The sequence below is a fragment of the Flavobacterium taihuense genome (assembly GCF_019351435.1).
GTDB classification, from domain to species: Bacteria; Bacteroidota; Bacteroidia; order Flavobacteriales; family Flavobacteriaceae; genus Flavobacterium; species Flavobacterium taihuense.
This window is the reverse complement of record NZ_JAHWYN010000009.1, coordinates 41,395-65,807: the sequence shown is the minus strand read 5'-3', so window position 1 is coordinate 65,807 and position 24,413 is coordinate 41,395. Positions and strand designations below refer to the sequence as shown.

Here is a 24,413-nt window from a genome sequence, read left to right as displayed (position 1 = left end):
TTATTGTTTTTTTTCTTCGGTAACAGGAGTGTCTGTAGCTGGGGCGTCTGATGCAGGAGTTTCTTCAATTACTTCCTGTTTTGCTTCAGTATCTTGACCTACTTTACCTTTTATTTTTGGTTTTTTAGCATAGGTTTTTTTTAATTCTTCTGCTTTGGCAAACATCATATCTTTTGTTAGGTCTGCAATTTCTTCTTTGTTGAATCCTGACATATAGTAACGTACGGCTCTAGGATTGTCTCCCTTTTTTTCAAACATAGTTGCCAATTCGTAATCTCCCAACATGCTTTTTGGATAATTTTTATCAGCAAGGATAGCTAATGCGTCTAACTCATTGTAATCTTTATTTTCCAGAATTGCGGCTTCAATTGCTTTAAAATCAGTAATTCGAATTGGATTTTTTATTCCAAATGAATTTTCAATGATATCGTATTTATTTTTTAAATAATCGACATAGCCTTCCTTGAGAGTGACTATTTTTGTTTCATATTCTAATGTAGATATGGGTTGTGCTGCTGTGAAAATCTGGTATAAAGCTGTTGGAATGGAATGTAAAACCAAAGAAAAATGGGATGCATCATTAAAGTTTTCAAACTTGTAATTCAAATTTGGATTTTTAATAGTTTGGATTTTGGTGTCAAAATTTTTAATTCTTTCTTGCATTTTTTTATCATCACCATCTGCAGTTGATAAGTAATAAAAAAGAGGCAGTTTTGCTGAAGCCAAAATTTCGGGTAACTCATCTTCCATGTTTATCGGCAACTCAGGACTTAAGCATATATAAGCATTAAATAATGGGTTGTCTTTATATAAAAAGAAATTTAAGAAGGCTGCAGTTGTATCATGTCCTGCAATAATTTTGAAATTAGTGGTTCTGTAATCATGCTGGATTAAAGGAATTAGTTCTAATGATATAAAATCAAAGAAATCTACACTTTTGTCATCTGGCATACCAGTTACGTTGTCTAAACCGCAATCTATGGATCTTTGGTTATTTTTACTTTGATTTATTCCTACAATAATTACTTCAGGTAAATCATCCCAATGTGAGCCGTAGATTAAAGTTCCTAAAAAGGGATTTAGTAAATAATCGCCATCCATTAAAATTAATAGAGGGTATCTTTTGGTTGGATTTTTTTCATAAGAAGCAGGTAACGAAACATAAAGTTCTCGTTTCCCCTGAAGCTTTGCTGAGTCGAAATTGATCGTTTTTATTTGTGAGAAACAAGAAATTGAAAAAATGGCCAGTAATACTGCAAATAAATGTTTCATAGAGGAAGATGTTGGTTATTTTATGATAAAACTAGTTAGCAATATAAACAATTATTTAATGTATTTTATAAAGAAGAAATAGACAGATGATTACGTCAATGAATTGTCTTTTTCATTTGGGAAAACAATCCAAGGTTTGAACGTTTTGGCTTCTTCAAATTCTAGAGACGCATACGAAATGATGATGATGATATCGTCCTTTTGTACTTTACGTGCTGCAGGTCCATTTAAAGTAATTATTCCAGAATTTTTTTCACCCACGATGGCATAAGTGTCAAAACGTTCTCCATTATTGATGTTTACAATCGATACTTTTTCTCCCTCAATTATATTTGATGCTTCTAATAATGCTTCATCTATGGTGATACTTCCGATGTAATTTAAGTCAGCTCCTGTGACTCTTACTCGGTGAATTTTTGATTTAACAACTTGAATGTGCATGATGTTTTTTTAATTTAATGAAATGGTGTCTATTAATCGGATGTTGTTTACAAATACGGCTATGAAAGCTCTGTATTTTTTGTTTTTACTTTTTCGATTGCAGGTAGTAAGTGTAGTTTCATCGGCAATTTCAAAGTATTCTAAAGTAAATGTTTTATTTTTTTTGAATTCGTTTTTAACCCATTGGGTTGTTTTTTTAGCGCTATTATTGGAGAATTTTGCTTTGGCACTGTTTAGTATTTTATAAATAATCCCCGCTTCTTCTCTTTCGTGCAAAGTTAAGCGTTCATTTCGAGAACTCATGGCTAAGTTGTTGATTTCTCTATAAATAGGGCATACGACAATAGTGACTTGTAGGTGGTTTTTTTCAACCATCTTTTTAACTATTTGCACTTGTTGAAAATCTTTTTCACCGAAATAGGCTCTTGTTGGTTGTACGATTTCAAAAAGTCGTTTTACGATAGTGCCCACACCATCAAAATGGCCGGGTCTAAACTTTCCTTCCATTTTATTTTCTAATCCATCAAAATCAAAAGATTGAGATAAGGTTTTTCCTTCATACATATCATCAACAGTTGGTGCAAAAACGATAATGTTTGGATTGATGTTGGATATTTTTATGAGGTCAGCATCCAAAGTACGTGGGTATTTTTCCAAATCTTCAGGATTGTTAAATTGAGTGGGATTCACAAAAATACTAACAACAGTTATGTTATTTTCTTTAGTAGATTGAAGCATTAACGACTGATGTCCCTCATGCAAAGCACCCATTGTTGGAACAAATCCAATTGAAGAATTTGTAGTCTTTAAGGAGGATAAATAGTCCATTAAAGCCGCTTTTCCATAGAAAATTTGCATGGCAGTTTTGTTTAAATTAGGTGCAAACTTAATATTTTAGTCCATAACTGCATAAAATTTTGTAATTTTGCATGGTTTTTATTGCCAATAATTAATCAATTTATACTATGAAAGATAAGAGGATATTATACGTATCATCTGAAGTTGTGCCTTATCTCGCTGAAAATGAGGTTTCATTAATGTCTTATGACGTACCAAAAATGATTAATGATCAAGGTGGACAAATTAGAATTTTTATGCCGAGGTATGGGAATATTAACGAGAGAAGACACCAATTGCATGAAGTGATTCGTTTGTCTGGGATGAATTTGGTTGTGAATGATTTGGATATGCCACTTATTATTAAGGTTGCTTCTATTCCAAAAGAAAGAATACAAGTTTATTTTATAGATAACGAAGAATATTTTAAAAGAAAAGCCACTTTTGCGGATGAGGAAGGGGTAATGTATCCTGATAATGATGAGCGCGCTATTTTTTTTGCTAAAGGTGTTGTAGAGACCGTAAAGAAATTAAATTGGGTACCGGATATAATTCACGTGCACGGTTGGATGGCAGCAATGTTGCCTGTTTATATGAAGCATTTCTACAAAAATGAAGCTTTATTTTCGGATACTAAAATCGTAACGTCTGTTTATAGTCAGTCTTTTGATGGGACTTTAGATGTTGAAATGATTAACAAAGTGAGATTTGACGGTGTTCCGGATGAAGCCATTACTGAGTTGGAAGTGCCAAACTATGAAAATATTATAAAAACGACTGTTCGCAATTCTGACGCAGTTATTATTGCCTCAGAAGGACTGTCTCCAAGTTTAACAAAATTTATAGAATCTTCAGGTAAACCTTTTCTACCTTTGAAACATAAAGAAGAATTCGCTGTGGCTTATACGGAATTCTATAAAAACATGTTGTTATAAATCAATCTTTTACGAATAAGTATGCTTAAAAATTCTTTTTTTAAAACAATTCCTTTCCTTTTATTTATTGTGCTTTTTAATTCATGTGATAAAGAATTAAATGTTATTGGTGAAGATCTTATCGGAGATGGTTCTTTTGGTATTACAAAAGATGACTTTTCCGTAATAGCATATAATGAAAAGATAGGTCCAATACAGTCTAATAATCTCCCAATTAATCCATTAGGAATATATGATAACCCTTCTTTCGGGACTACTACTGCAAATTTTGTAACTCAAGTGGCTCTAGAAAAAGAGAATCCTACTATAGATGCTGCGACTGCTACAATTACAAGTGTGTTGTTAACAATTCCTTATTTTTATGATAAATCAAAGACAGTTTTGAATTCAGATGGGAGTAGTAACTATGTTTTAGATTCCATTTATGGTGAAGATAAGAAGGCTAAAATGAAGCTCAGTATATATGAATCAGGTTATTATATGGCTGATTTAGACGGTAATTCGCAAAATTCAAAAACACAAAAATTTTACAGCAATCAATATTCAGAATTTCATGCGCAATTGCGACCAAGCGAAACATCACCTCTTCTTTTAAATAATGAGCCTATTAAATCTCAAAATGAAGAGTTCTTTTTTGATGATGCTGAGCATGTTATACAGCCCCCTACTGATGATGTTACAACTACAACTAGAACACCTCCAGGTATTCGATTTCATTTAAATAAAACTTTTTTTGAGGACAAGATTTTAAAGGCACCAGCAGGTTCGTTGGTTTCAAACGCTGTATTTAAAAACTATTTTAGAGGGTTATTTTTTAATATGGAGCGCATAGGAGCTGGTAAAGGAAGTATGGCAATGCTCAATTTTAAAGGAGGTAAGATTACAATTTCTTATGCAGAAACGGTGGATGGAAAAAAAGAGCCTAAGACAATTACGTTATTGTTAACAGGTAACACGGTTAGTTTGGTGAATCAAAGTAATACGAATGCTGATTATACCAATGCCACCACAACGAATGTGAATAAGATGGAAGGTGATGCTAATTTGTATCTTAAAGGAGGAGAAGGATCTATGTCGATTTTAAAAATATTTGGAGATGATAAATTTGGTCCTGATGGTGTTACTGGAATTCCAAATGAAGTGCCTGATCAATTGGATATCATTCGAAAAAACAAATACCTTATCAATGAAGCAAATTTAGTTTTTTATGTAAATTCGACTAAAATGGGTTCGAGTCATGCTCCACAAAGAATTTACTTATATGATTTTACTAACAGTAAAATTTTAGCTGATTATACAGGAGTTTTAGGGGGTACAATTACAGGTGGTGGTGCTTATTATAAATTTAGGATTACCAATCATATTAGGAATCTTGTTATTAGTACTGACCCTAAGAATGTTGAACTAGGTCTTGTTGTTACGGAAGATATCAGCAAAACTAATTTTTATTTTTTAAGGGATGAAACAGTCTCGCCTTTTGTAGTTCCTATGGCTTCTGTCATGAGTCCTCTAGGGACTATTGTCTTTGGGAATAATATACCCACAGATGATTTAAATTACGATAAAAGGCTAAAATTCGAAATTTATTATACAAAACCTAATTAAGAGAAACTATGTGTGGAATTGTTGGATATATAGGTTATAGAGAAGCTTATCCTATAATTATAAAAGGATTGAAAAGGTTAGAGTACCGTGGATACGACAGTGCTGGTGTCATGTTGTATGACGGTGAGAGTATAAAATTGTCTAAAACTAAAGGTAAGGTTTCTGATCTTGAAGAGAAAGCGCAAAAAGAAATAACGACTAATGGTACTATAGGGATTGGACATACGCGTTGGGCAACTCACGGGGTGCCAAATGATGTCAATTCACATCCTCATGTTTCTAATTCTGGTGATTTAGTAATTATTCACAACGGAATCATAGAAAATTATGCTCCCTTGAAAGTCGAGTTAATAAAGAGAGGCTATTCTTTTTCTTCGGATACTGATTCTGAGGTTTTGATTAATCTAATCGAAGAAGTACAAAAGAAGGAAAATTTAAAATTAGGAAAAGCTGTTCAAGTGGCATTAAACCAAGTTGTTGGTGCTTATGCTATTGCTGTTTTTGATAAAAAAAACCCAAATGAAATTGTTGCTGCCAGATTAGGAAGTCCATTGGCTATTGGGATTGGTGAAGGTGAATATTTTATAGCTTCTGATGCTTCCCCATTTATTGAATATACTTCCAATGCGGTTTATCTGGAAGATGGTGAAATGGCTAATATTAGGTTGCATAGACCGATGAAGGTTCGTAAAATAAAAGATGACTCTATCGTTGATCCATATATTCAAGAGCTGCAAATGAATTTGGAGCAGATTGAAAAAGGTGGTTATGATCACTTTATGTTGAAAGAAATCTACGAGCAACCAAGTGTAATTAAAGATACATATAGAGGAAGATTGCACGCCAATGAAGGGATTATTCAAATGGCAGGAGTTGAAGACAACTTAGAGAAATTCTTAAATGCAGAAAGAATTATAATTGTGGCCTGTGGGACATCATGGCATGCTGGTTTGGTTGCTGAATATGTTATTGAAGAGTTTGCTAGAATCCCTGTTGAAGTCGAATATGCTTCCGAATTCAGATATAGAAATCCAATTATCAATAGTAAAGATGTGGTAATTGCTATTTCACAATCAGGTGAAACAGCAGATACTATGGCTGCTATAAAATTAGCAAAAGAACATGGTGCATTTGTTTTTGGGGTATGTAATGTAGTAGGTTCATCTATTTCAAGAGAATCTCACGCAGGAGCATATACACATGCGGGGCCTGAGATTGGGGTAGCCTCTACAAAAGCTTTTACTACTCAAATTACTGTTTTGACGATGATAGCTTTGCGTTTGGCAAAAGCGAAAGGGACATTGACACATTCTGAATTTCATATGTATTTGCAGGAATTAGAAATTATACCAGAAAAAGTAAAAGAAGCATTAGAAACTAATGACAAAACAAAAGAAATTGCAGGTGTTTTTAAGGATTCTCCAAATTGTTTATATTTAGGGCGTGGGTATAACTTTCCAGTTGCACTCGAAGGAGCTTTAAAATTAAAAGAGATTTCCTATATACACGCTGAAGGATATCCAGCTGCTGAAATGAAGCATGGTCCTATTGCTTTAATTGATGAATTAATGCCTGTTATTGTAATTGCGCCAAAACAAGGTCATTATGATAAAATTGTTAGTAATATTCAGGAAATTAAATCAAGAAGCGGTAAAATTATTGCTGTAGTGACCAAGGGAGATACACAAGTTCGTGAATTAGCAGATTATGTTATTGAGATTCCTGAAACATCAGATGCATTGTCGCCATTGATTACTACCATACCATTACAACTGCTATCGTATCACATTGCTGTTATGAGAGGTTGTAATGTAGATCAACCAAGAAACTTAGCAAAATCGGTGACGGTTGAGTAATTAAATTACAAGGAATTATAAAAAAGCGAGATTTATTTCTCGCTTTTTTTTTGTTTTATACTTTTTACGAAATCGTTGTAATTTTTGTGATAAATTTAATAGAAATACGAAATTATTATGTATGCATAATATATTATATGAATATATGATTATTTTATTAGTAATTATGCAAAATATAAAAATATTGAATTGTTATATATGTACCTATTTTGTTAATAATAATTATAAATATTTTTATTTTTGTTGTTGATAATTAAAAAATATGTGTAATTTGCCGCCACTAACCAACAAAATTTTACCAAATGAGATTGTATTTACTTTTTTTAACATTGTTCTTTTGCAGCATATCTTTTGCGCAAAATTCTATCAAAGGTGTAGTTAAGGATGAGAATAATCAACCTATTCCCGGAGCAAATATTAATTTGGCAGGGTCGAAAGAGGGCGCTATTTCTGATTATGATGGCTCTTTCGTTTTAATTACTAAGGAAACACCGCCTTTTTTAATTGAAGTTACCGCTGTTGGATATTCCTCTTCCAGTCTAAATGTAGTGTCAGTGTCACAAAAGATTCAAGTAATAATGAGCTCAGAAGAAACAAAATTAAACGAAATAGTGGTTTCAGCTTCTAGAGCCCCTGAAAGAGTGCTACAATCTCCTGTTACTATTGAAAGAATGGGAATTGCACAAGTGAAAAGTACTACGGCTCCCACTTTTTATGATGGTTTAGAAAATTTAAAAGAAGTACAATTTAATACGAGTAGTATCTCTTTCAAAACGGTAAACACGAGAGGTTTTGCTGCTGTAGGAAATACCCGTTTTATGCAATTGGTAGATGGAATGGATAATTCGTCTCCAGCATTGAACTTTGTTTTGGGGAACTTAATTGGTCTTTCAGATATTGATGTGGCTAGTGTTGAACTTTTGCCAGGAGCATCTTCTGCTTTGTATGGAGCTAATGCATTTAATGGGATTTTGTTCATGAATAGTAAAAATCCATTCGTGCATCAAGGAATTAGTTCTTATGTGAAATATGGTCAAACTTCGCAAGATGTTGCAGGTACTAATGATTATTTTGATATGGGAATTAGAGCAGCTACTGCTTTTAATAAATATTTTGCCGTGAAAGCCAATTTCAATTATATGAAAGCTACGGAGTGGATAGCTGATGACAGAAGAAGTGTAACAGGTGGTTCAATCGGTCATGATGGAAATCAAAACTATGATGGTTTAAATATTTATGGGGATGAGGTAACTACTTTTATAAACAATGTTGGGCAGGTAAGTAGAACGGGTTACCGTGAAAAAGATTTGAATGATAATAAAGTAAATAGTGTAAAAGCAGATTTCTCTTTGCATATTAGGCCTTGGGCAGATGATACTGAAATTATGCTTCAGTATAAATTAGGTCTAGGAAATACTATTTATCAAGGAGCTAATAGATATGCTTTGAATGATTTCTTTATGAGTCAAACAAAAATTGAAATAAAAGGGAAAAACTTTTTTGCAAGAGCTTACCAATCTTCTGAAGATGCAGGTAACTCTTATGATATGCGTTTTGCAGGCTGGAATGTACAAAGAGCGGCTAAGTCAGATACGAACTGGTTTACAGATTATGCTACATCATTTCAACTGTCTTCTGCAATGTTGGGGCTTGATGCCAATGAAGCGGGTAATTATGCAAGAACTTTTGCTGATACTAACGTTTCTCCGGGGTTGAACTTGGTTCCTAATACAGACCCTAATAATCCATCAGCTCCAAGAGAGGCTAGGTTCGAGCCAGGAACTCCAGAATTTACAAATGCATTAAATGCAGTTAAGAGCAATCCTGACTTTACGCAAGGAGCAAAATTTACAGATAAATCTAAAATATACCATTCAGATGTTAATTACAATTTTAAAGACTTAATTAAGTTTGCTGAAATTCAAGTAGGAGGTTCTGCTCGACAATATGAAATGAATTCTAGTGGATCTATTTTTACAGATTATGATGGGCCAATTCGTTATAATGAATATGGAGTTTATACGCAAGGTTCCAAAATGTTTATGGATGATCGTTTGAAGTTGGTTGCATCTATACGTTATGATAAAAGTCAAAATTTTGATGGGAATGTATCCCCAAGAGTATCTTTAGTGTATTCGGCGGGTGCTCAAAAAACGCACAATTTTAGAGCTTCCTATCAAACGGGTTTTAGAAACCCTACTACACAAGATCAATACATCGGACTTGACTTAGGGCCTTTCGCATTAATTGGTTCTGCGCCTGAAAATTTAGTTCGTTATTCTGAAATTAGAAATGTAAGTGCTGCGGGTCAAGCTGCGGGCGCTGCTGCCACCGTTCCAATGGATGGCACAAATGCTTATAATAATTCGTATACTTTAACTTCTGCACAGGCTTTTGGTGCTGCTTTGTCTGCAAATCCTTCTGACATAGCCGGAGCTGCTGCTTTATTGAAAGCAGCCAATATTCAGTTAGTTCGCCCTGAGGAAGTGAAAGCGTATGAATTAGGATATCGTACAGTGATTAATAATGATTTGTCTGTGGATATTAATGGTTATTATAATCAATACAATAATTTCTTGAATACTTCAAGAGTAGCTGGTGTTTATTATGGTGATGTAAATAAAACCTTTAATCCATTAGAGCCATTAAGCCCAGTATACGCTTTGGCAAGAGGTGATAGAAGAATTTATCAAGTGTATTCGAATACGACTGCGGATGTTGCTTCATTAGGATTTGGAGTTGGATTGTCTAAAAAGGTGTATAAAGATTTTGAATTAGGAGTGAATTATAATTATTCTCAATTGGATTTTGATCAATCTGAAGATCCAGGATTTGTTACTGGATTCAACACACCAAAACACAGAGTAAAAGCGTCATTAGGGAATACGAGATTGTTTAAAAACTTCGGATTTAATACAAATGTAAGATGGAACTCTGAATATTTATGGCAATCTTCATTTGCAGACGGAATGGTTCCGGAAACGACTGTGTTTGATGCTCAAATTAATTATGCTATTCCAGCATATAAATTATTGTTCAAATTAGGAGGAACTAATATTGGAGGAAAAGATTATATTCAAGTAATAGGTGCGGGTTCAATTGGGCAACAATGGTTTGCTTCATTAACGATCAATCCTTAATTAAAAAGACAAGACAAAAACTTAAAAATATAGAGTATGATAAAAAATTTCAAATGGCTACTGTTAGTTTCTTTAAGCTTTGTAGCATGTAATAATAATGATGAGGACTCGGCCCCAGTAGAAATTCCTATAACACCAGGGTCAGCTTCTTTTGCAAAATATGTAGCGTTAGGAGATTCTTTTGCTGCAGGATATAGTGATGGAGCTCTTTTTAAAGAAGGTCAAGCAAATTCGTATGTAAATATATTGGCGCAACAATTAGCTCCTGCGGGAGGAGGAGCTTTTACAACTCCTTTAATGGCTGATAATATTGGAGGATTATTGTTGGGTGGTAATGTAATTGCTGGACCGCGTTTGTATTTTAATGGTAAAGGACCGGTTCCTGTTTCAGGGACTCCAACTACCGAAGTGACGAATCATTTAACTGGTCCTTTTAATAATTTAGGAATTCCTGGTGCAAAAAGTTACCACTTAATTGCGGCTGGATATGGTAATACTGCTGGAGTGGCTATTGGTAAGGCAAATCCATATTATGCTCGTTTTGCTACTTCGGGAACAACCACGGTATTAGCAGATGCACTAGTGCAAGCACCAAGTTTCTTTTCTTTGTTTATTGGAGGAAATGATGTTTTAGGATATGCTACATCAGGCGGTATTGGTGTGAATCAAACAGGAAACCTAGATCCTTCAACTTATGGAGCGAATGATATCACTGATCCAAATGTTTTTGCAAATGTTTATAGCGCTCTAGCTACTAATTTGACAGCTACTGGAGCAAAGGGCGTGGTGGCTAATTTACCTTACGTAACTACTTTGCCTTATTTTACTACTATTCCTTTTAATCCACTTACGTCAAGTTTATTAGGTGGAGGAAGTATTCCAGTTGGAGATGCTACAATCGCGGCTTTAAATGCACAATTATACGGTCCTTTAAAACAAGCTTTGACAGCTTTCGGAGCTGGCGACAGAATTAATTTATTGTCGACAACAGCGGCTAATCCATTGTTGATATCAGATGAAAAACTACCAAATTTATCGGCACAATTAACTGCTGCATTTACACCTACATTAGGTGCTGCAAAAGCTGCTGCCTATGGTCAGGTTTTTGGGCAAGCTAGACAGGCTACTAAAGCTGATTTGGTGCTGTTGACGACAAGGGGTGTTATTGGAGGTGCTACAGGATATCCAGCTCCACTTGATAAATTTGGAATTACTTTTCCATTATTGGATAAGCACGTTTTAATCGCTTCTGAAATTGCAGAGGTTAAAGTGGCTACAGATGCTTATAATGTCACTATTGCTACAATAGCTGAATCTAAAGGTTTGGCCTTTGTAGATTCCAAATCAGCGATGACTCAATTAGCAACTACAGGAGTTCGTTTTGGAAATTATCATATGTCTGCTGCCTATGTTACAGGAGGTGCTTTCTCATTAGATGGAGTTCATCCAAGTCCGAGAGGATATGCGTATATTGCTAATCTTTTCGTGAATGCAATAAACACAAAATATGGTGCAACATTAAGGACTGTTGATTTGGCTAGTTATCAAATCCAATATCCAGCAACAATACAATAAATTTAATTTACAATTGTTATTGAAACCACCCGTTTATGACGTGGTGGTTTTTTTTTGTTTTTAATGACATTTATAGTATTCAAAGGTGTGTTTTGATAGTTTGAAACAGCTTAATAATCAATTCGATAAAATTTTAGCTTTTTTTATAAAAAAAAATATTGATTTTATATTTTAAAAAATTATCTTTGCACTCTGAAAAAAGTATCCAATCGAGCTATTTCGATGGGCTGTATTTCATAAACCTAAATAGCTATTTAATAAACACATAAGTAATGTCAAAAGTAATAGGAAAAGTTGCCCAAATCATTGGACCAGTAGTCGATGTAGTTTTCAACGGAAAAGATGTTGAACTTCCAAAAATTTATGATTCATTAGAAATCACAAGAAAGGACGGTACGTTATTAGTACTTGAAGTACAATCTCACATTGGTGAAAACACAGTTCGTACCATTTCGATGGACTCAACAGATGGTTTGAGCAGAGGTTATGAAGTAGTTGGAACAGGAAATCCTATCCAGATGCCAATCGGTGCCGATGTTTACGGTCGTTTGTTTAACGTAATTGGTGATGCTATTGACGGTTTGCCAGCTTTACCAAAAACAGGTGAAAATGGGACTTCAATTCACAAACAAGCTCCAAAATTTGAAGATTTATCTACATCTTCTGAAGTTTTATTTACTGGTATTAAAGTAATCGATTTGATTGAACCTTACTCAAAAGGGGGGAAAATTGGATTATTTGGTGGTGCTGGAGTAGGTAAAACAGTATTGATTCAGGAGTTGATTAACAATATTGCAAAAGGACACGGTGGACTTTCTGTATTCGCAGGAGTAGGGGAAAGAACACGTGAAGGGAATGACTTACTTCGTGAGATGTTGGAGTCAGGAATTATTAAATATGGTGAAGATTTCATGCACTCTATGGAAAATGGAGGATGGGATTTATCTAAAGTAGATATGCCAGGAATGAGAGAGTCTAAAGCTACTTTCGTTTTTGGACAAATGAATGAGCCTCCAGGAGCTCGTGCTCGTGTGGCACTTTCTGGATTATCTATCGCTGAGTATTTCCGTGATGGAGCTGGTTCTGATCAAGGAAAAGATGTATTGTTCTTCGTGGATAACATCTTCCGTTTTACGCAAGCAGGTTCTGAGGTATCAGCACTTTTAGGACGTATGCCATCTGCGGTAGGTTACCAACCAACATTGGCTACTGAGATGGGTGCGATGCAAGAGCGTATTACTTCTACAAACAAAGGTTCTATTACATCTGTACAAGCGGTTTACGTTCCTGCGGATGACTTAACTGACCCTGCGCCAGCAACAACTTTTGCTCACTTAGATGCTACAACAGTATTGTCTCGTAAAATTGCTGAGTTAGGTATTTATCCTGCGGTAGATCCATTGGATTCTACTTCAAGAATTTTAGCTCCACATATTATTGGTGACGAGCATTATGATTGTGCACAAAGGGTAAAAGAAATTCTTCAAAAATACAAACAATTGCAAGATATCATCGCGATTCTTGGTATGGAAGAGCTTTCAGAAGAAGATAAATTATCTGTTTCAAGAGCTAGACGTGTTCAACGTTTCTTGTCTCAACCTTTCCATGTTGCTGAGCAATTTACAGGATTAAAAGGAGTTTTAGTAGATATCAAAGATACTATCAAAGGATTTAATATGATTATTGATGGTGAATTAGATCACTTGCCAGAATCAGCTTTCAACCTTAAAGGTACTATTGAAGAAGCTATTGAGGCTGGAGAAAAAATGTTGGCAGAGGCGTAATTGGTTGTTAGTTGTTAGTTGTCAGTTGTTAGAAACAACCACCAACCATCAACGATCAACTATTAACTAAATAATTATGATTTTAGAAATAGTATCACCAGAAGCGAAATTATTTGCAGGAGAAATCACTTCTATTTCTGTTCCAGGAGTAGACGGACGTTTTCAAATGTTGAATAACCACGCTCCAATAGTTTCATTGTTGCAAAAAGGAACGATTAATATTACTGCTCCAAGTTTTGATTTAAACGAAGAAACTGCCAGTTTGTTTACCAAAGTAAATGATCAAAACTATACTTTAGAAATTGCCTCAGGTACTCTGGAGTTAAAAGATAATAAAGTAATTGTTTTAGCTGACTAAAAGGATTATTATAATTAGCAAAGGCCAGACTTATTGTTTGGCTTTTTTTTGCTATATTGTTTAAAGGAAGATACCATAAAGAATATTTTTTTAAATTAACGATACCTTAAAATGCTTTTCAATTCACTAAGTTTTGCCGTTTTTCTACCTATTGTGTTTTTTTTGTACTGGTCTGTTGCCCATAAAGAACTTAAGTATCAGAATATTCTACTCCTTCTTTCTAGTTACTTTTTTTATGCTTGCTGGGATTGGAGGTTTTTGTTTTTGCTAATATTTTCTACTTTGTTGGATTATTTTTCTGGAATTAAAATCGCTGAATCAAAAAATAACACAACAAAAAAATTTTGGTTTTGGTTGAGTATTGGCATTAATCTTGGTTTCTTAGCTGTTTTTAAATACTATAATTTTTTTATAGATTCAACTGCATTAGCTTTATCTAAATTGGGATTTGTTATAAATCCTTGGACACTAAACGTTATTTTGCCAGTTGGTATTTCTTTTTATACTTTTCATGGATTGTCTTATGTTATTGATATATATAAAGAAAGAATTAAAGCTGAAAAAAATTTTATAGATTATTCTGTCTTTGTCAGTTTTTTTCCTTTGTTAGTTGCAGGTCCGATAGAGCGTGCGACACACCTGCTTCCTCAAATTCAAAGAAAGCGTATTTTTGATTATGCGAAACTGGTAAACGGTTTAAAGCAAATATTATGGGGTTTGTTTAAAAAGATTGTGATAGCAGATCAGTGCGCTAAATATGCAAATGAAATTTTTAACAATTCTGGGGACTATTCAGGAGGTAGCTTATTTTTAGGAGCGTTGTTTTTTACATTTCAGATTTATGGGGATTTTTCAGGATATTCCGATATTGCATTAGGAACAGCAAGACTCTTTGGTATTGAGCTTTTAAAGAATTTTTCATTTCCATACTTTTCGCGAAATATCGCTGAATTTTGGAGACGTTGGCATATTTCGCTTTCATCTTGGTTTAGAGATTATTTGTATATACCCTTAGGAGGAAGTAAAGGTGGAATTTGGTCGAAAGTTAGAAATACATTTATTATCTTTTTGGTAAGTGGTTTTTGGCATGGTGCAAATTGGACTTTTATTGTATGGGGGTTTCTACATGCTTTATACATTATGCCATCTATTATTTTTAATACGAATCGAAAAAGTCTGGATACGGTAGCAAAAGGTAAATTGATTCCAAGTTTTAAAGAGCTTTTAGAAATGTTGCTTACTTTTAATTTAACAGTTATAGCTTGGATTTTTTTTAGAGCTAAGGATATCGAATCCGCTTTAAGCTATATTTCAAAAATCTTTTCTAAATCATTTTTTACAATATCAGGTCTTGTAGATAAAGGAGGAGTTTTGATTTGTATTGTTTTCATTTTTGCTTTTATGTTTATTGAATGGTTGGGAAGGGAGAAAGAGTTTGCAATAGCTGGTTTGGATACTAGTTGGAAAAAATCTTACAGATATGTGATGTATTATTCTTTAGTATTAATCATATTATGGTTTAGTGCTGGCGGGGAACAACAGTTTATATATTTTCAATTTTAATTCATATGAATATATTTGTACGTAAAGTAATCGGGTTTTTATTGCCTGTTTTCGGTTTTATAGTATTAGCAATATTATTGCCAGCTACACCAAGGGCTACTAAATCTTTGCTTTTTTCCAGCATTAAAAAAGATTCATTATTAAAGTATACCAAGTCTCCTAGAATAATTTTTGTAGGTGGATCTAATCTGAGCTTTGGATTGAATAGTCAATTGATTAAAGATTCTTTAAGAAAAAATCCGATAAACACTGCAATACATGCATCTTTAACGCTGAAATTTATGTTAGATAATAGCATAAAGTTTGTTAAAAAAGGTGATGTTGTTGTACTAGTTCCTGAGTACTCTCATTTTTATTCAGATTATGACCGCGGAAGTGAAGAGTTGTTAAGAATTATATTTGATGTGAATCTTTCAAAAATATCGTTGTTAAGTTCTAAACAGCTTTTCAATATTATTCCGTATATGCCTAAACTTGCCATTACCAAATTAAAGCCTTCAGAGTATTTAAATATTATAGACAGTAAAGTTTATAGTGTTAACTCATTTAATGATTATGGTGATACTTTTTCACACTGGGGGATGAAGAGGGAAAACTTCAAATCTAAAGCGGTTAAAGGGGAATACAATACAGTTGTTTTGGAGAATATCAAAGCGTATGCTCTGGAGATTGAAAAAAAGGGGGCGCAGTTGTTTGTTTCATTTCCAGGATATCAAGATGTTTCTTTTATGAAGTCTATCAATTCTATTCATAGAGTGGAGATGGAATATAGAAAAAACGATTTTATTGTTTTAGGAACTGCTGAAAGATATAAAATTCCAGATGCAATGATGTTTAATACTCCTTACCATTTGAATAAAGACGGGGTGGATTATAGAACTCAATTGTTAATTGAGGATTTAAAAAAAGTATTACAATAGATTAAAGCCCGACATAAGTGTTTTGCTTTTTATTTTAATTGTGTTTTGTACTCAAATAAGTTGATATAAAAGTTCACTTATTATTGAAACTAAGATGTTAAAAGTGCTTTAAAACGTAGTCAAAAAGATTACATCTTAGAATATTACTTCCCCCGGTTTTAATTTAAACGAAGAAACTGCCAGTTTGTTTACCAAAGTAAATGATCAAAACTATACTTTAGAAATTGCCTCAGGTACTCTTGAGTTAAAAGACAATAAAGTAATTGTTTTAGCGGACTAAGACAATTCTATTTTAAATAAAAAGGCCTGACTTTTGTCAGGCTTTTTTTATGCTTAAATTTTAACTGGTGATTAAAATATATAGAGATAACAAAATTTGGCAGATTATTTTTTTTAACTTTACCTTATGATTTTTAAAGCGTATAAATAATTTAAATTTTGTACAATGAAAAATAATAAATTTTTAATATTTCTTTTTTTGTTAATAAGCGCTATAGGTTTTTCTCAGGTTTACACTAATAAAGTGGTAGGCAAAAAAAACACAGCTCTCTTGGATAGTCTTAAAGTAGAGGAGTATCCTTATTCTTTGCCTATATGGGGAGAAAAAGCAACTCAAAAAGGATATCAATTGCCCTATTCTGCGGGTCTTTCGATAAATTACTTTTGGCAAGAATCCGATTTAACCATAAAAAATTTGGAAGTTGGTTTCAATAATGGGCCAATGTACGATTTGGATCAAATTATACGCTTTAATAGTGCCGTAGCATCGGGATATGCAGTCAATGTTAGACCAGATATTTGGTTGTTCCCTTTTTTGAATGTTTATGGTATTTTCGGAAAAACTAGAATGTCTACCACTATTGATGCAGGAGTTTGGATTCCGGATGCGGACAATAATTGGTCAGAAGTCACTTCATTTAAATCAAAGGCTGATTTTGAAGGGACAACTTTTGGATTGGGAATGACTCCTACGATTGGAATTGGCGGAGGTTGGTTAGCCCTTGACATGAATGTGGCATGGACTGACATAAATGCTCTCGACAAACCAGCTCTTAGTTTTGTTTTTGGTCCAAGACTAGGAAAAACATTTAAATTAAATAAACCTGATACCAATATTGCGGTTTGGGCAGGTGCATTTAGGGTACATTTAAAGAGTGGTACAAATGGTTCATTGGCTTTATCTGATGTATTGTCTCTTGATGGCGCTCAGGCCAATGTGGATCAGGGTTTGGCTACGGTAAATGACAAGCAAACGCAAGTGAACGATTGGTGGAATAGTTTATCTAGTGCCGAACAAGCAAAACCATCCAATAAAGCGAAATACGAAACGGCTAATAGAGCATTAGATACAGCTGGGAATCTTTTGAATGGGATTGATGGGGCATTGAGTACTGCCGAAACTTCTACAGTACAGTATTCCCTTGAAAAAGCGCCTAAAGATATGTGGAATTTCATTTTAGGAACTCAATATCAATTCAGCAGACACTTCATGTTACGAGCCGAATGTGGTTTTTTAGGAACCCGTACCCAGTTCATGACAAGTTTTCAATACCGTTTCGGATTGTAATTTAATGATTCAGAAAAAAAGTAGAATTGAGTTTTAATAAAATTGATAAATATCAAAACATGAAAAAAGTTCTATTCTTCGTTGCATTGTTTTTTAATTTTCATGCTGCTCAATCGCAAGTTTTAATTTCGCTTATTTTTGGTGATAAATTGAATTCACCCAATATTGAATTTGGTTTGGAGGGAGGTGCTAATTTTTCTACTATTTCAAATCTGGATAATGCAGATTATAGAACCGATTTTAATTTGGGCTTTTATTTTGATTTTAATTTGAAAAATCCCTCTTGGATTTTCAATACAGGAGTTATCGTAAAGTCGACAATGGGTGCAGAAGGGATTGCTGTTTATTCATTGAATGACGAAAAATTGGATGCCGTATTTGCCGAAGGATCCGTTAAAAGAAAAATAAATTACTTTAATGTTCCTTTAATGATAAAATACAAGTTTGATAATAATATTTATGTCAAGGCTGGAACTCAATTAGGTTTGTTGTCAAGAGCGTTTGATGAGTTCCATCAAAATTACGATGGCGAAGATGTAGTTTATAAAAACAATATACGAGATAAAATTCATGTTGTTGATGCTGGTCTGGCTGTTGGTCTTGGGTATCGATTAAAAGTTGGTAGTGGCATCAATCTAGGATTGCAATACTATTATGGATTAGTGCCTCTTTTGAAGGGAGATATTAATCAAGACCAATACAATCGTTCGTTATATGTAACTGCTGGACTTCCTATTGGGAAAGGCAAAGCAGCTAAAAAAGCAGCAGAAAAGAAAGCATTAGAAGAGAAAGGCACTTTGCCTAAAAGTTAAGTTCGTTTTTATAACTTTGCTTTTATGAATTTTCCAAAAAAACTTAGCGACAAACTCGAAACACGAAAGCAAAATAAATCATTACGATTACTTCCGAAACAGAATGATTTGATCGATTTTGCATCGAATGATTATATTGGTTTTTCAAAGTGCGAAGCGATTTTTAGCGAGACCCATCAATTTTTATTAGATCGAGGTATGAAAAGCAATGGGGCTACTGGATCGCGTTTACTTTCAGGAAATCACTCTTTATATACAGAAACAGAGAATTATATTGCTCAATTCCATCAATCTGATTCGGCATTGATATTCAATTCCGGTTATGATGCAAACGTAGGCTTCTTTAGTGCAGTTCCGCAAAAAGGTGATTTGATTTTGTATGATGAGCTTTGTCATGCTTCCATTCGGGACGGAATTCAATTATCTAATGCTAAGGCTTACAAATTCAAACACAATGATTTTGAGGATTTGGAATTGTTGATTCAACGGAATCCTAACTCTTTAATTTACATCGTAACCGAATCGGTTTTTTCTATGGACGGAGATTGTCCAAATATGGAAGAACTGGCTGCTGTTTCTGTAAAATACAATTGCTATTTAGTAGTTGATGAAGCACATGCTTTGGGAGTTTTTGGAGAAAAAGGGGAAGGTTTAATTCAGCATTTGCTATTGCAAGACAAAATATTTGCCCGAATTATGACTTTTGGTAAAGGCTTGGGCTGTCATGGAGCAGTGGTTTTGGGTTCGAATGAATTAAAGTCCTACCTCATTAATTTTGCCCGAAGTTTCATTTATACCACAGGACTTTCTCCACATTCAGTAGCTACTATTTTATTGGGTTATCGGCATTTAGAAAAAGATAAAAACACTCTCGAATCTCTTCGGGAGAATATTGTCTTTTTTAATCAGATAAAAAAGATGTTGTATTTGAATCCGCTTTTTGTTCGTAGTAAATCGGCTATCCAAAGTGTGATTATTCCTGGAAATGAGAAAGTAAAAAGTATTGCTGCTGCATTGCAAGAAAATGGATTTGATGTTAAAGCGATACTTTCGCCAACCGTTCCCGAAGGGCAGGAAAGGTTGCGTTTTTGTTTGCATAGCTATAATACTAAAGAAGATATAAGCAAAGTATTGACGTTGTTGAGTAGCTTTGTATATTAGCCCATGGTTGACACAGATTTATTATGGGAGACTTACTTTATAAAAATGTAACAGATTCAATTTTGAAAGCTTATTATGTGGTTTATAATCAACTCGGTTATGGTTTTTTGGAGAAGGTGTATCAAAATGCGATGTATTTTGAACTAAGATCCCTAGGCTATAAAGTTGAAGCTCAAAAGCAAATTAAAGTTTATTTTAAGAATCAATTAGTTGGTGAATATTATGCTGATTTGTTAATTGAAGACAAAGTCATAGTTGAACTTAAAGCTTGTGAATTGCTTATGAATGTTCATGTGGCACAATTAATGAATTATTTGAAGGCAACAGAAATTGAAGTTGGATTAGTCTTAAATTTCGGAGAAGATCCAGAATTCAAACGGATTATATATACAAATGACAAAAAATAACAATTAAATAATCAGTGATAATCTGTTAAATCAGTGTTATCCGTGGGCTAATATATGAAACTATTTATTACAGGAATTTCTACCGATGTGGGCAAAACCGTTGCCTCGGCTATTATTGTTGAAGCTCTTGAAGCTGATTATTGGAAACCCATTCAAGCTGGAGATGTTGACCATTCCGATAGCCATAAAGTTAAATCTTTTGTATCTAACGAAAGGACAATAATTCATCCCAATAGTTATTTGCTAAATACTCCTGCAAGTCCACATCTTGCCGCTGAAATTGATGGAGTTACCATTGATTTGAAGCAAATAAAAGAGCCACAAATCCAAAATCATTTGGTAATAGAAGGAGCGGGAGGTGTTTTTGTGCCTTTGAATGGTACGGATTGTGTTATCGATTTAATTCAGCCCGATTATAAAGTAATTGTGGTTTCCAGACATTATTTGGGAAGTATTAATCATACGTTGCTTACCATTGAAGCCTTGATTAATCGCAAAATGATGATTGGAGGAATTATCTTTTCGGGCAATAAAAATCCTTCGACGGAATCTATTATTTTGAATAAGACAGGAATAAAGTGCATTGGACGAATCGATCAAGAGCCTTATTTTGACCAAAATGTAATCAAAGAATATGCAGATTTATTTCGAGAAAATCTGCTGGAACTTCAATAGCAATTTCAATATCAAAAATTAATTTCAATTTGGAATTTAAAAGTAAGAATCAAATGAGTTTAATAGAAAGAGACGGGCAACATCTTTGGCACCCTTATACACAACATAAAACAGCAGCGCTTCCTATAGCAATCACAAAAGGCGAAGGCGCTTTGCTTTGGGATGAAAATCAAAAAGAATACATAGATGCCATCGCCTCTTGGTGGGTCAATCCTTATGGCCATTCTAATAAATTTATAGCCGATGCCATTTATAAACAATTGACAACATTGGAGCATGTTCTTTTTGGAGGATTTACTCATGAACCTGCTATTATTTTGGCCGAAAAACTATTGGCTATTTTACCTGATAATCAAAAGAAAGTGTTCTTTTCGGATAATGGCTCGACTTCGGTTGAAGTGGCAATTAAAGTAGCTTTGCAGTATTTTTATAATAAAGGGGAAAAGAGAACCACCATTATTGCTTTTGAAAATGCTTTTCACGGCGATACTTTTGCCGCGATGGCAGCTAGTGGAATTTCGTTTTATACACAAGCTTTTCAAGGAATGTTTATTGATGTAGTTCGGATTCCTGTTCCTGTTAATGGAAAGGAGCAAGCTAGTTTTGATGCATTGCACGAAGTTATTAAAAACAATAATTGCGCTGGTTTTATATTTGAACCTTTGGTGCAAGGAGCCGCCGGAATGGTGATGTATGAACCTGAAGCGTTGGATCAATTGCTTCAAATTTGTCATGATAATAATGTACTCACCATCGCTGATGAAGTGATGACGGGCTTTGGAAAAACAGGTAAAGCATTTGCCTGCGATTATTTGACGCAAAAACCTGATATGATGTGTTTGTCTAAAGCGCTAACGGGAGGAACAATTCCTATGGCGATTACGACTTTTACCCAAGACCTTTTTGATGCTTTTTATGATGAGGATATCAATAAAGCACTTTTCCACGGCCATACCTTTACGGCTAATCCTACGGGTTGCGCAGCTGCATTGGCTAGTTTGACTTTGTTGGAAACATCAGCAATGCAGCATAATCTGATCCGAATCAATAAAAGCCATTTGGATTTCAAAAAACGTGTTGAAAATCATCCTATGGTTATAACAACTAGAGTTTTGGGCGTAATTTTTGCTTTGGAAATAAAAACTGAAACCTCTGCTAGCTATTACGGGACTTTACGAAATAGACTTTATGATTTTTTTATTGAAAAGGGAGTGATTCTGCGTCCTGTTGGGAATATCGTTTACATTTTGCCTCCTTATGTGATTACCGATGCACAATTGCAAAAAGTGTATGAAGTAGTGGAAAGCGCTTTGGAAATAGTTTAAAAGTTATTGCGCAAAGATTCTTGGAGAAAGCGCAAAGAACTGCAAAGGATTTTTTAGATTTATAATTATAACAATTCGTTCGTTTCTGTTGTTATAAAATTAAGATCCGTTGTGAACTTTGCGTAAAACTTTGCGACCTTTGCGGTTAAACCAGAATTGAATATTTTGTCACAAACAATCTCCATAACAGCCATAGCTTCGATTTCTTCATTAGGGAATTCACCTCAAACGATTTGGGAAAATTACCTTTCGGACATTCCTTGTTTCTCCAAACAATTTTTAGATCATAGTACTACCTTAGTGGCTGCTCTTGATAGTAATTCCAAAAATGAAGTTGAGGCTTTAAGGCAATCGGATATAAAGTACAAATCGTTGGATAAATCAGTTTTGTATGCGATGGTAGCTTCTCGCAAAGCAGTTCAAAAGGCGAGTTGGACAAAAGGAGATGAATTTGGAATCAACATTGGTTCCTCTCGTGGGGCAACCGATTTATTTGAAAAACATTTTCAGGAATACTTAGAAACAGGCAAAGCACAAACCTTGGCTTCGCCAACCACCACTTTGGGCAATATTTCCTCTTGGGTCGGTCATGATTTGCAAAGTACGGGACCCGAAATTTCACATTCCATAACCTGTTCAACAGCTTTGCATGCAGTACTTAATGGTGTGGCATGGTTGAGAGCAGGTATGGCCGATAAATTTCTCGTTGGTGGCAGTGAAGCACCTTTGACCGATTTTACGATTGGGCAAATGCGAGCTTTGAAAATTTATTCCAAAAGCGAAGAGCAATATCCTAATAGAGCTTTGGATTTGGATAAAAAGCAAAATACCATGATTTTGGGTGAAGGAGCAGGAGTGTGTTGCCTCGAAATGGGAAAGAAAGAAAATGCACTAGCTTTTATCGAAGGTGTTGGTTATGCTACTGAGATTTTAGAACACAATATTTCTATTTCGGCAGAAGCGACTTGTTTTCAGAAATCGATGAAAATGGCTTTGCAGAATATTGATATTTCCGATGTAGATGCCATCGTAATGCATGCTCCAGGAACTATAAAAGGTGATTTAACCGAGTATAAAGCAATTCAGAAGGTTTTCGGTGAAAACCTACCTTTATTAACAACCAATAAATGGAAAATAGGCCACACTTTTGGTGCTTCGGGAATTTTGAGCATGGAAATGGCTATTTTGATGATGCAACACAATAAGTTCATTGGTGTTCCTTTTGCGAAAGCACAAAAACAAAAGAAACCAATCAAGAAAGTTTTGGTTAATGCGGTTGGTTTTGGAGGAAATGCGGTAAGTCTGCTTTTGAGTTTATAAAAGTTGGGCTATTTAGTCAAGATTTGCGAAGGTTTTGCAGAGTAACAAAAAGTTTTTTTAATGTGTGAGTAGAAGAAATACGATGTATAGCTTTTACTCAAACAATTAATTTGTTATGTGTTTCCCTGTATTTTTTCTTTGTGAATCTTTGCGAAATCGAATTTGTTTAATTGGTGTTTCTATTCTCCAATTCTCGAACTTTATCATAAATTAAATTACTCTCAAATCCACGGCGAAGCATATAATCGCAAAATTTCTTTCTTTTTTTCAGGGCATTTTTTTCTGAAATGGAATCCCAATTTCTTTCGGCTAGATTTTCAAATGTTTCTAGATATTCTTCTGGTGTAATTTCTTTTAGTGCAAGATTAATCAAGGTTTGATTGATTTTGCGCATTTTCAATTCATTGGTAATTCGGATTTTCCCCCAATGTTTCATGCGGTGTTTTCCACGTGCAAAGCTACAGGCAAACCGTGCTTCGTTGAGAAAATTGTGCTCAATAAGATGCACAATAACTTCGCCTATTTCGTTTGTACCCAATTTCATACTCCACAGTTTAGACACCACTTCCTCGTGACAGCGCTCTTGATAAGCGCAAAAATGTTCTATTTTTAATTTGGCTTCTTTGAGGGAATAGACTTCTTTCATAGTAAAATGTCAATTTTGTATTGGATTAGCTAAAGCAAAAGTAGAACATTCCTTTGTGATGGAGAACTTGTTTTTTTTAATGCAGTTAGGGTTTGATATCCCAAATCTGATAAGATTAATTTGCCTGACACTTGTTAGTTATATAGAACTGTATTCTATCGTATAGATTGAGATTCATAACTTTTAAATCAATGGATTTTTACTATAAATTAAA

The 24,413-nt window shown here is 34.2% G+C and carries 20 protein-coding genes; 16 read left to right on the top strand and 4 right to left on the bottom strand.

Annotated features, from left to right (window positions below; all coding sequences use genetic code 11):
* The 3 genes from KZH69_RS11620 to panC form a co-directional block, all read right to left on the bottom strand.
* Window positions 1-1,272 (bottom strand): alpha/beta hydrolase, encoded by a 1,272-nt coding sequence (locus tag KZH69_RS11620; RefSeq protein WP_219317616.1) that lies wholly within the window; start codon window positions 1,270-1,272, stop codon window positions 1-3.
* Between the two features lie 90 nt (window positions 1,273-1,362).
* Window positions 1,363-1,713: an aspartate 1-decarboxylase gene (gene panD, locus KZH69_RS11615; RefSeq protein WP_219317615.1), complete on the bottom strand. Its 351-nt coding sequence runs from the start codon at window positions 1,711-1,713 to the stop codon at window positions 1,363-1,365.
* A gap of 9 nt (window positions 1,714-1,722) precedes the next feature.
* Complete coding sequence (gene panC / locus KZH69_RS11610; protein WP_219317614.1) at window positions 1,723-2,571, bottom strand: pantoate--beta-alanine ligase; 849 nt, start codon at window positions 2,569-2,571, stop codon at window positions 1,723-1,725.
* 107 nt (window positions 2,572-2,678) lie between these two features.
* Here panC and KZH69_RS11605 point away from each other — a divergent pair, with 107 nt between their 5' ends.
* The 16 genes from KZH69_RS11605 (at window position 2,679) to KZH69_RS11530 (ending at window position 23,553) form a co-directional block, all read left to right on the top strand.
* Window positions 2,679-3,485 (top strand): glycogen/starch synthase, encoded by an 807-nt coding sequence (locus KZH69_RS11605; RefSeq protein ID WP_219317613.1) that lies wholly within the window; start codon window positions 2,679-2,681, stop codon window positions 3,483-3,485.
* Between the two features lie 21 nt (window positions 3,486-3,506).
* Window positions 3,507-5,090, top strand: a complete 1,584-nt coding sequence (gene bamH, locus KZH69_RS11600) for a BamH family beta-barrel-assembly machinery protein (RefSeq protein ID WP_219317612.1) — start codon at window positions 3,507-3,509, stop codon at window positions 5,088-5,090.
* A gap of 8 nt (window positions 5,091-5,098) precedes the next feature.
* A complete protein-coding gene (gene glmS / locus KZH69_RS11595; RefSeq protein ID WP_219317611.1) occupies window positions 5,099-6,946 on the top strand; it encodes a glutamine--fructose-6-phosphate transaminase (isomerizing) in 1,848 nt (615 codons plus the stop codon).
* A 302-nt stretch (window positions 6,947-7,248) separates the two neighbouring features.
* Window positions 7,249-10,086 (top strand): TonB-dependent receptor, encoded by a 2,838-nt coding sequence (locus KZH69_RS11590; protein WP_219317610.1) that lies wholly within the window; start codon window positions 7,249-7,251, stop codon window positions 10,084-10,086.
* 36 nt (window positions 10,087-10,122) lie between these two features.
* Window positions 10,123-11,661 (top strand): SGNH/GDSL hydrolase family protein, encoded by a 1,539-nt coding sequence (locus KZH69_RS11585; RefSeq protein WP_219317609.1) that lies wholly within the window; start codon window positions 10,123-10,125, stop codon window positions 11,659-11,661.
* 272 nt (window positions 11,662-11,933) lie between these two features.
* Window positions 11,934-13,445: a F0F1 ATP synthase subunit beta gene (atpD, locus tag KZH69_RS11580; RefSeq protein WP_219317608.1), complete on the top strand. Its 1,512-nt coding sequence runs from the start codon at window positions 11,934-11,936 to the stop codon at window positions 13,443-13,445.
* A 76-nt stretch (window positions 13,446-13,521) separates the two neighbouring features.
* A complete protein-coding gene (locus tag KZH69_RS11575; protein WP_219317607.1) occupies window positions 13,522-13,803 on the top strand; it encodes a FoF1 ATP synthase subunit delta/epsilon in 282 nt (93 codons plus the stop codon).
* Window positions 13,804-13,914: 111 nt separating this feature from the next.
* Window positions 13,915-15,366, top strand: coding sequence for an MBOAT family O-acyltransferase (locus KZH69_RS11570; protein WP_219317606.1), 1,452 nt, complete (start codon window positions 13,915-13,917; stop codon window positions 15,364-15,366).
* 5 nt (window positions 15,367-15,371) lie between these two features.
* Complete coding sequence (locus KZH69_RS11565) at window positions 15,372-16,286, top strand: hypothetical protein (protein WP_219317605.1); 915 nt, start codon at window positions 15,372-15,374, stop codon at window positions 16,284-16,286.
* Between the two features lie 445 nt (window positions 16,287-16,731).
* Window positions 16,732-17,853 (top strand): hypothetical protein, encoded by a 1,122-nt coding sequence (locus KZH69_RS11560; RefSeq protein WP_219317604.1) that lies wholly within the window; start codon window positions 16,732-16,734, stop codon window positions 17,851-17,853.
* A gap of 59 nt (window positions 17,854-17,912) precedes the next feature.
* Window positions 17,913-18,665 carry a porin family protein gene (locus KZH69_RS11555; protein WP_219317603.1) on the top strand — a complete coding sequence of 251 codons (753 nt, stop codon included), beginning with the start codon at window positions 17,913-17,915 and terminating at the stop codon, window positions 18,663-18,665.
* Window positions 18,666-18,689: 24 nt separating this feature from the next.
* Window positions 18,690-19,826: an aminotransferase class I/II-fold pyridoxal phosphate-dependent enzyme gene (locus tag KZH69_RS11550; protein WP_219317602.1), complete on the top strand. Its 1,137-nt coding sequence runs from the start codon at window positions 18,690-18,692 to the stop codon at window positions 19,824-19,826.
* 23 nt (window positions 19,827-19,849) lie between these two features.
* Window positions 19,850-20,233: a GxxExxY protein gene (locus KZH69_RS11545; RefSeq protein WP_219317601.1), complete on the top strand. Its 384-nt coding sequence runs from the start codon at window positions 19,850-19,852 to the stop codon at window positions 20,231-20,233.
* A 54-nt stretch (window positions 20,234-20,287) separates the two neighbouring features.
* Window positions 20,288-20,908: a dethiobiotin synthase gene (bioD, locus tag KZH69_RS11540; RefSeq protein WP_219317600.1), complete on the top strand. Its 621-nt coding sequence runs from the start codon at window positions 20,288-20,290 to the stop codon at window positions 20,906-20,908.
* A 53-nt stretch (window positions 20,909-20,961) separates the two neighbouring features.
* Complete coding sequence (gene bioA, locus KZH69_RS11535; RefSeq protein ID WP_219317599.1) at window positions 20,962-22,233, top strand: adenosylmethionine--8-amino-7-oxononanoate transaminase; 1,272 nt, start codon at window positions 20,962-20,964, stop codon at window positions 22,231-22,233.
* A 165-nt stretch (window positions 22,234-22,398) separates the two neighbouring features.
* Window positions 22,399-23,553 (top strand): beta-ketoacyl synthase N-terminal-like domain-containing protein, encoded by a 1,155-nt coding sequence (locus KZH69_RS11530; protein ID WP_219317598.1) that lies wholly within the window; start codon window positions 22,399-22,401, stop codon window positions 23,551-23,553.
* Window positions 23,554-23,719: 166 nt separating this feature from the next.
* Here KZH69_RS11530 and KZH69_RS11525 read toward each other — a convergent pair whose 3' ends face one another.
* The gene (locus KZH69_RS11525) at window positions 23,720-24,199 is read right to left on the bottom strand and encodes a regulatory protein RecX (protein ID WP_219317597.1); all 480 of its coding nucleotides are present in this window, start codon (window positions 24,197-24,199) and stop codon (window positions 23,720-23,722) included.
* Window positions 24,200-24,413 lie beyond the last annotated feature (214 nt).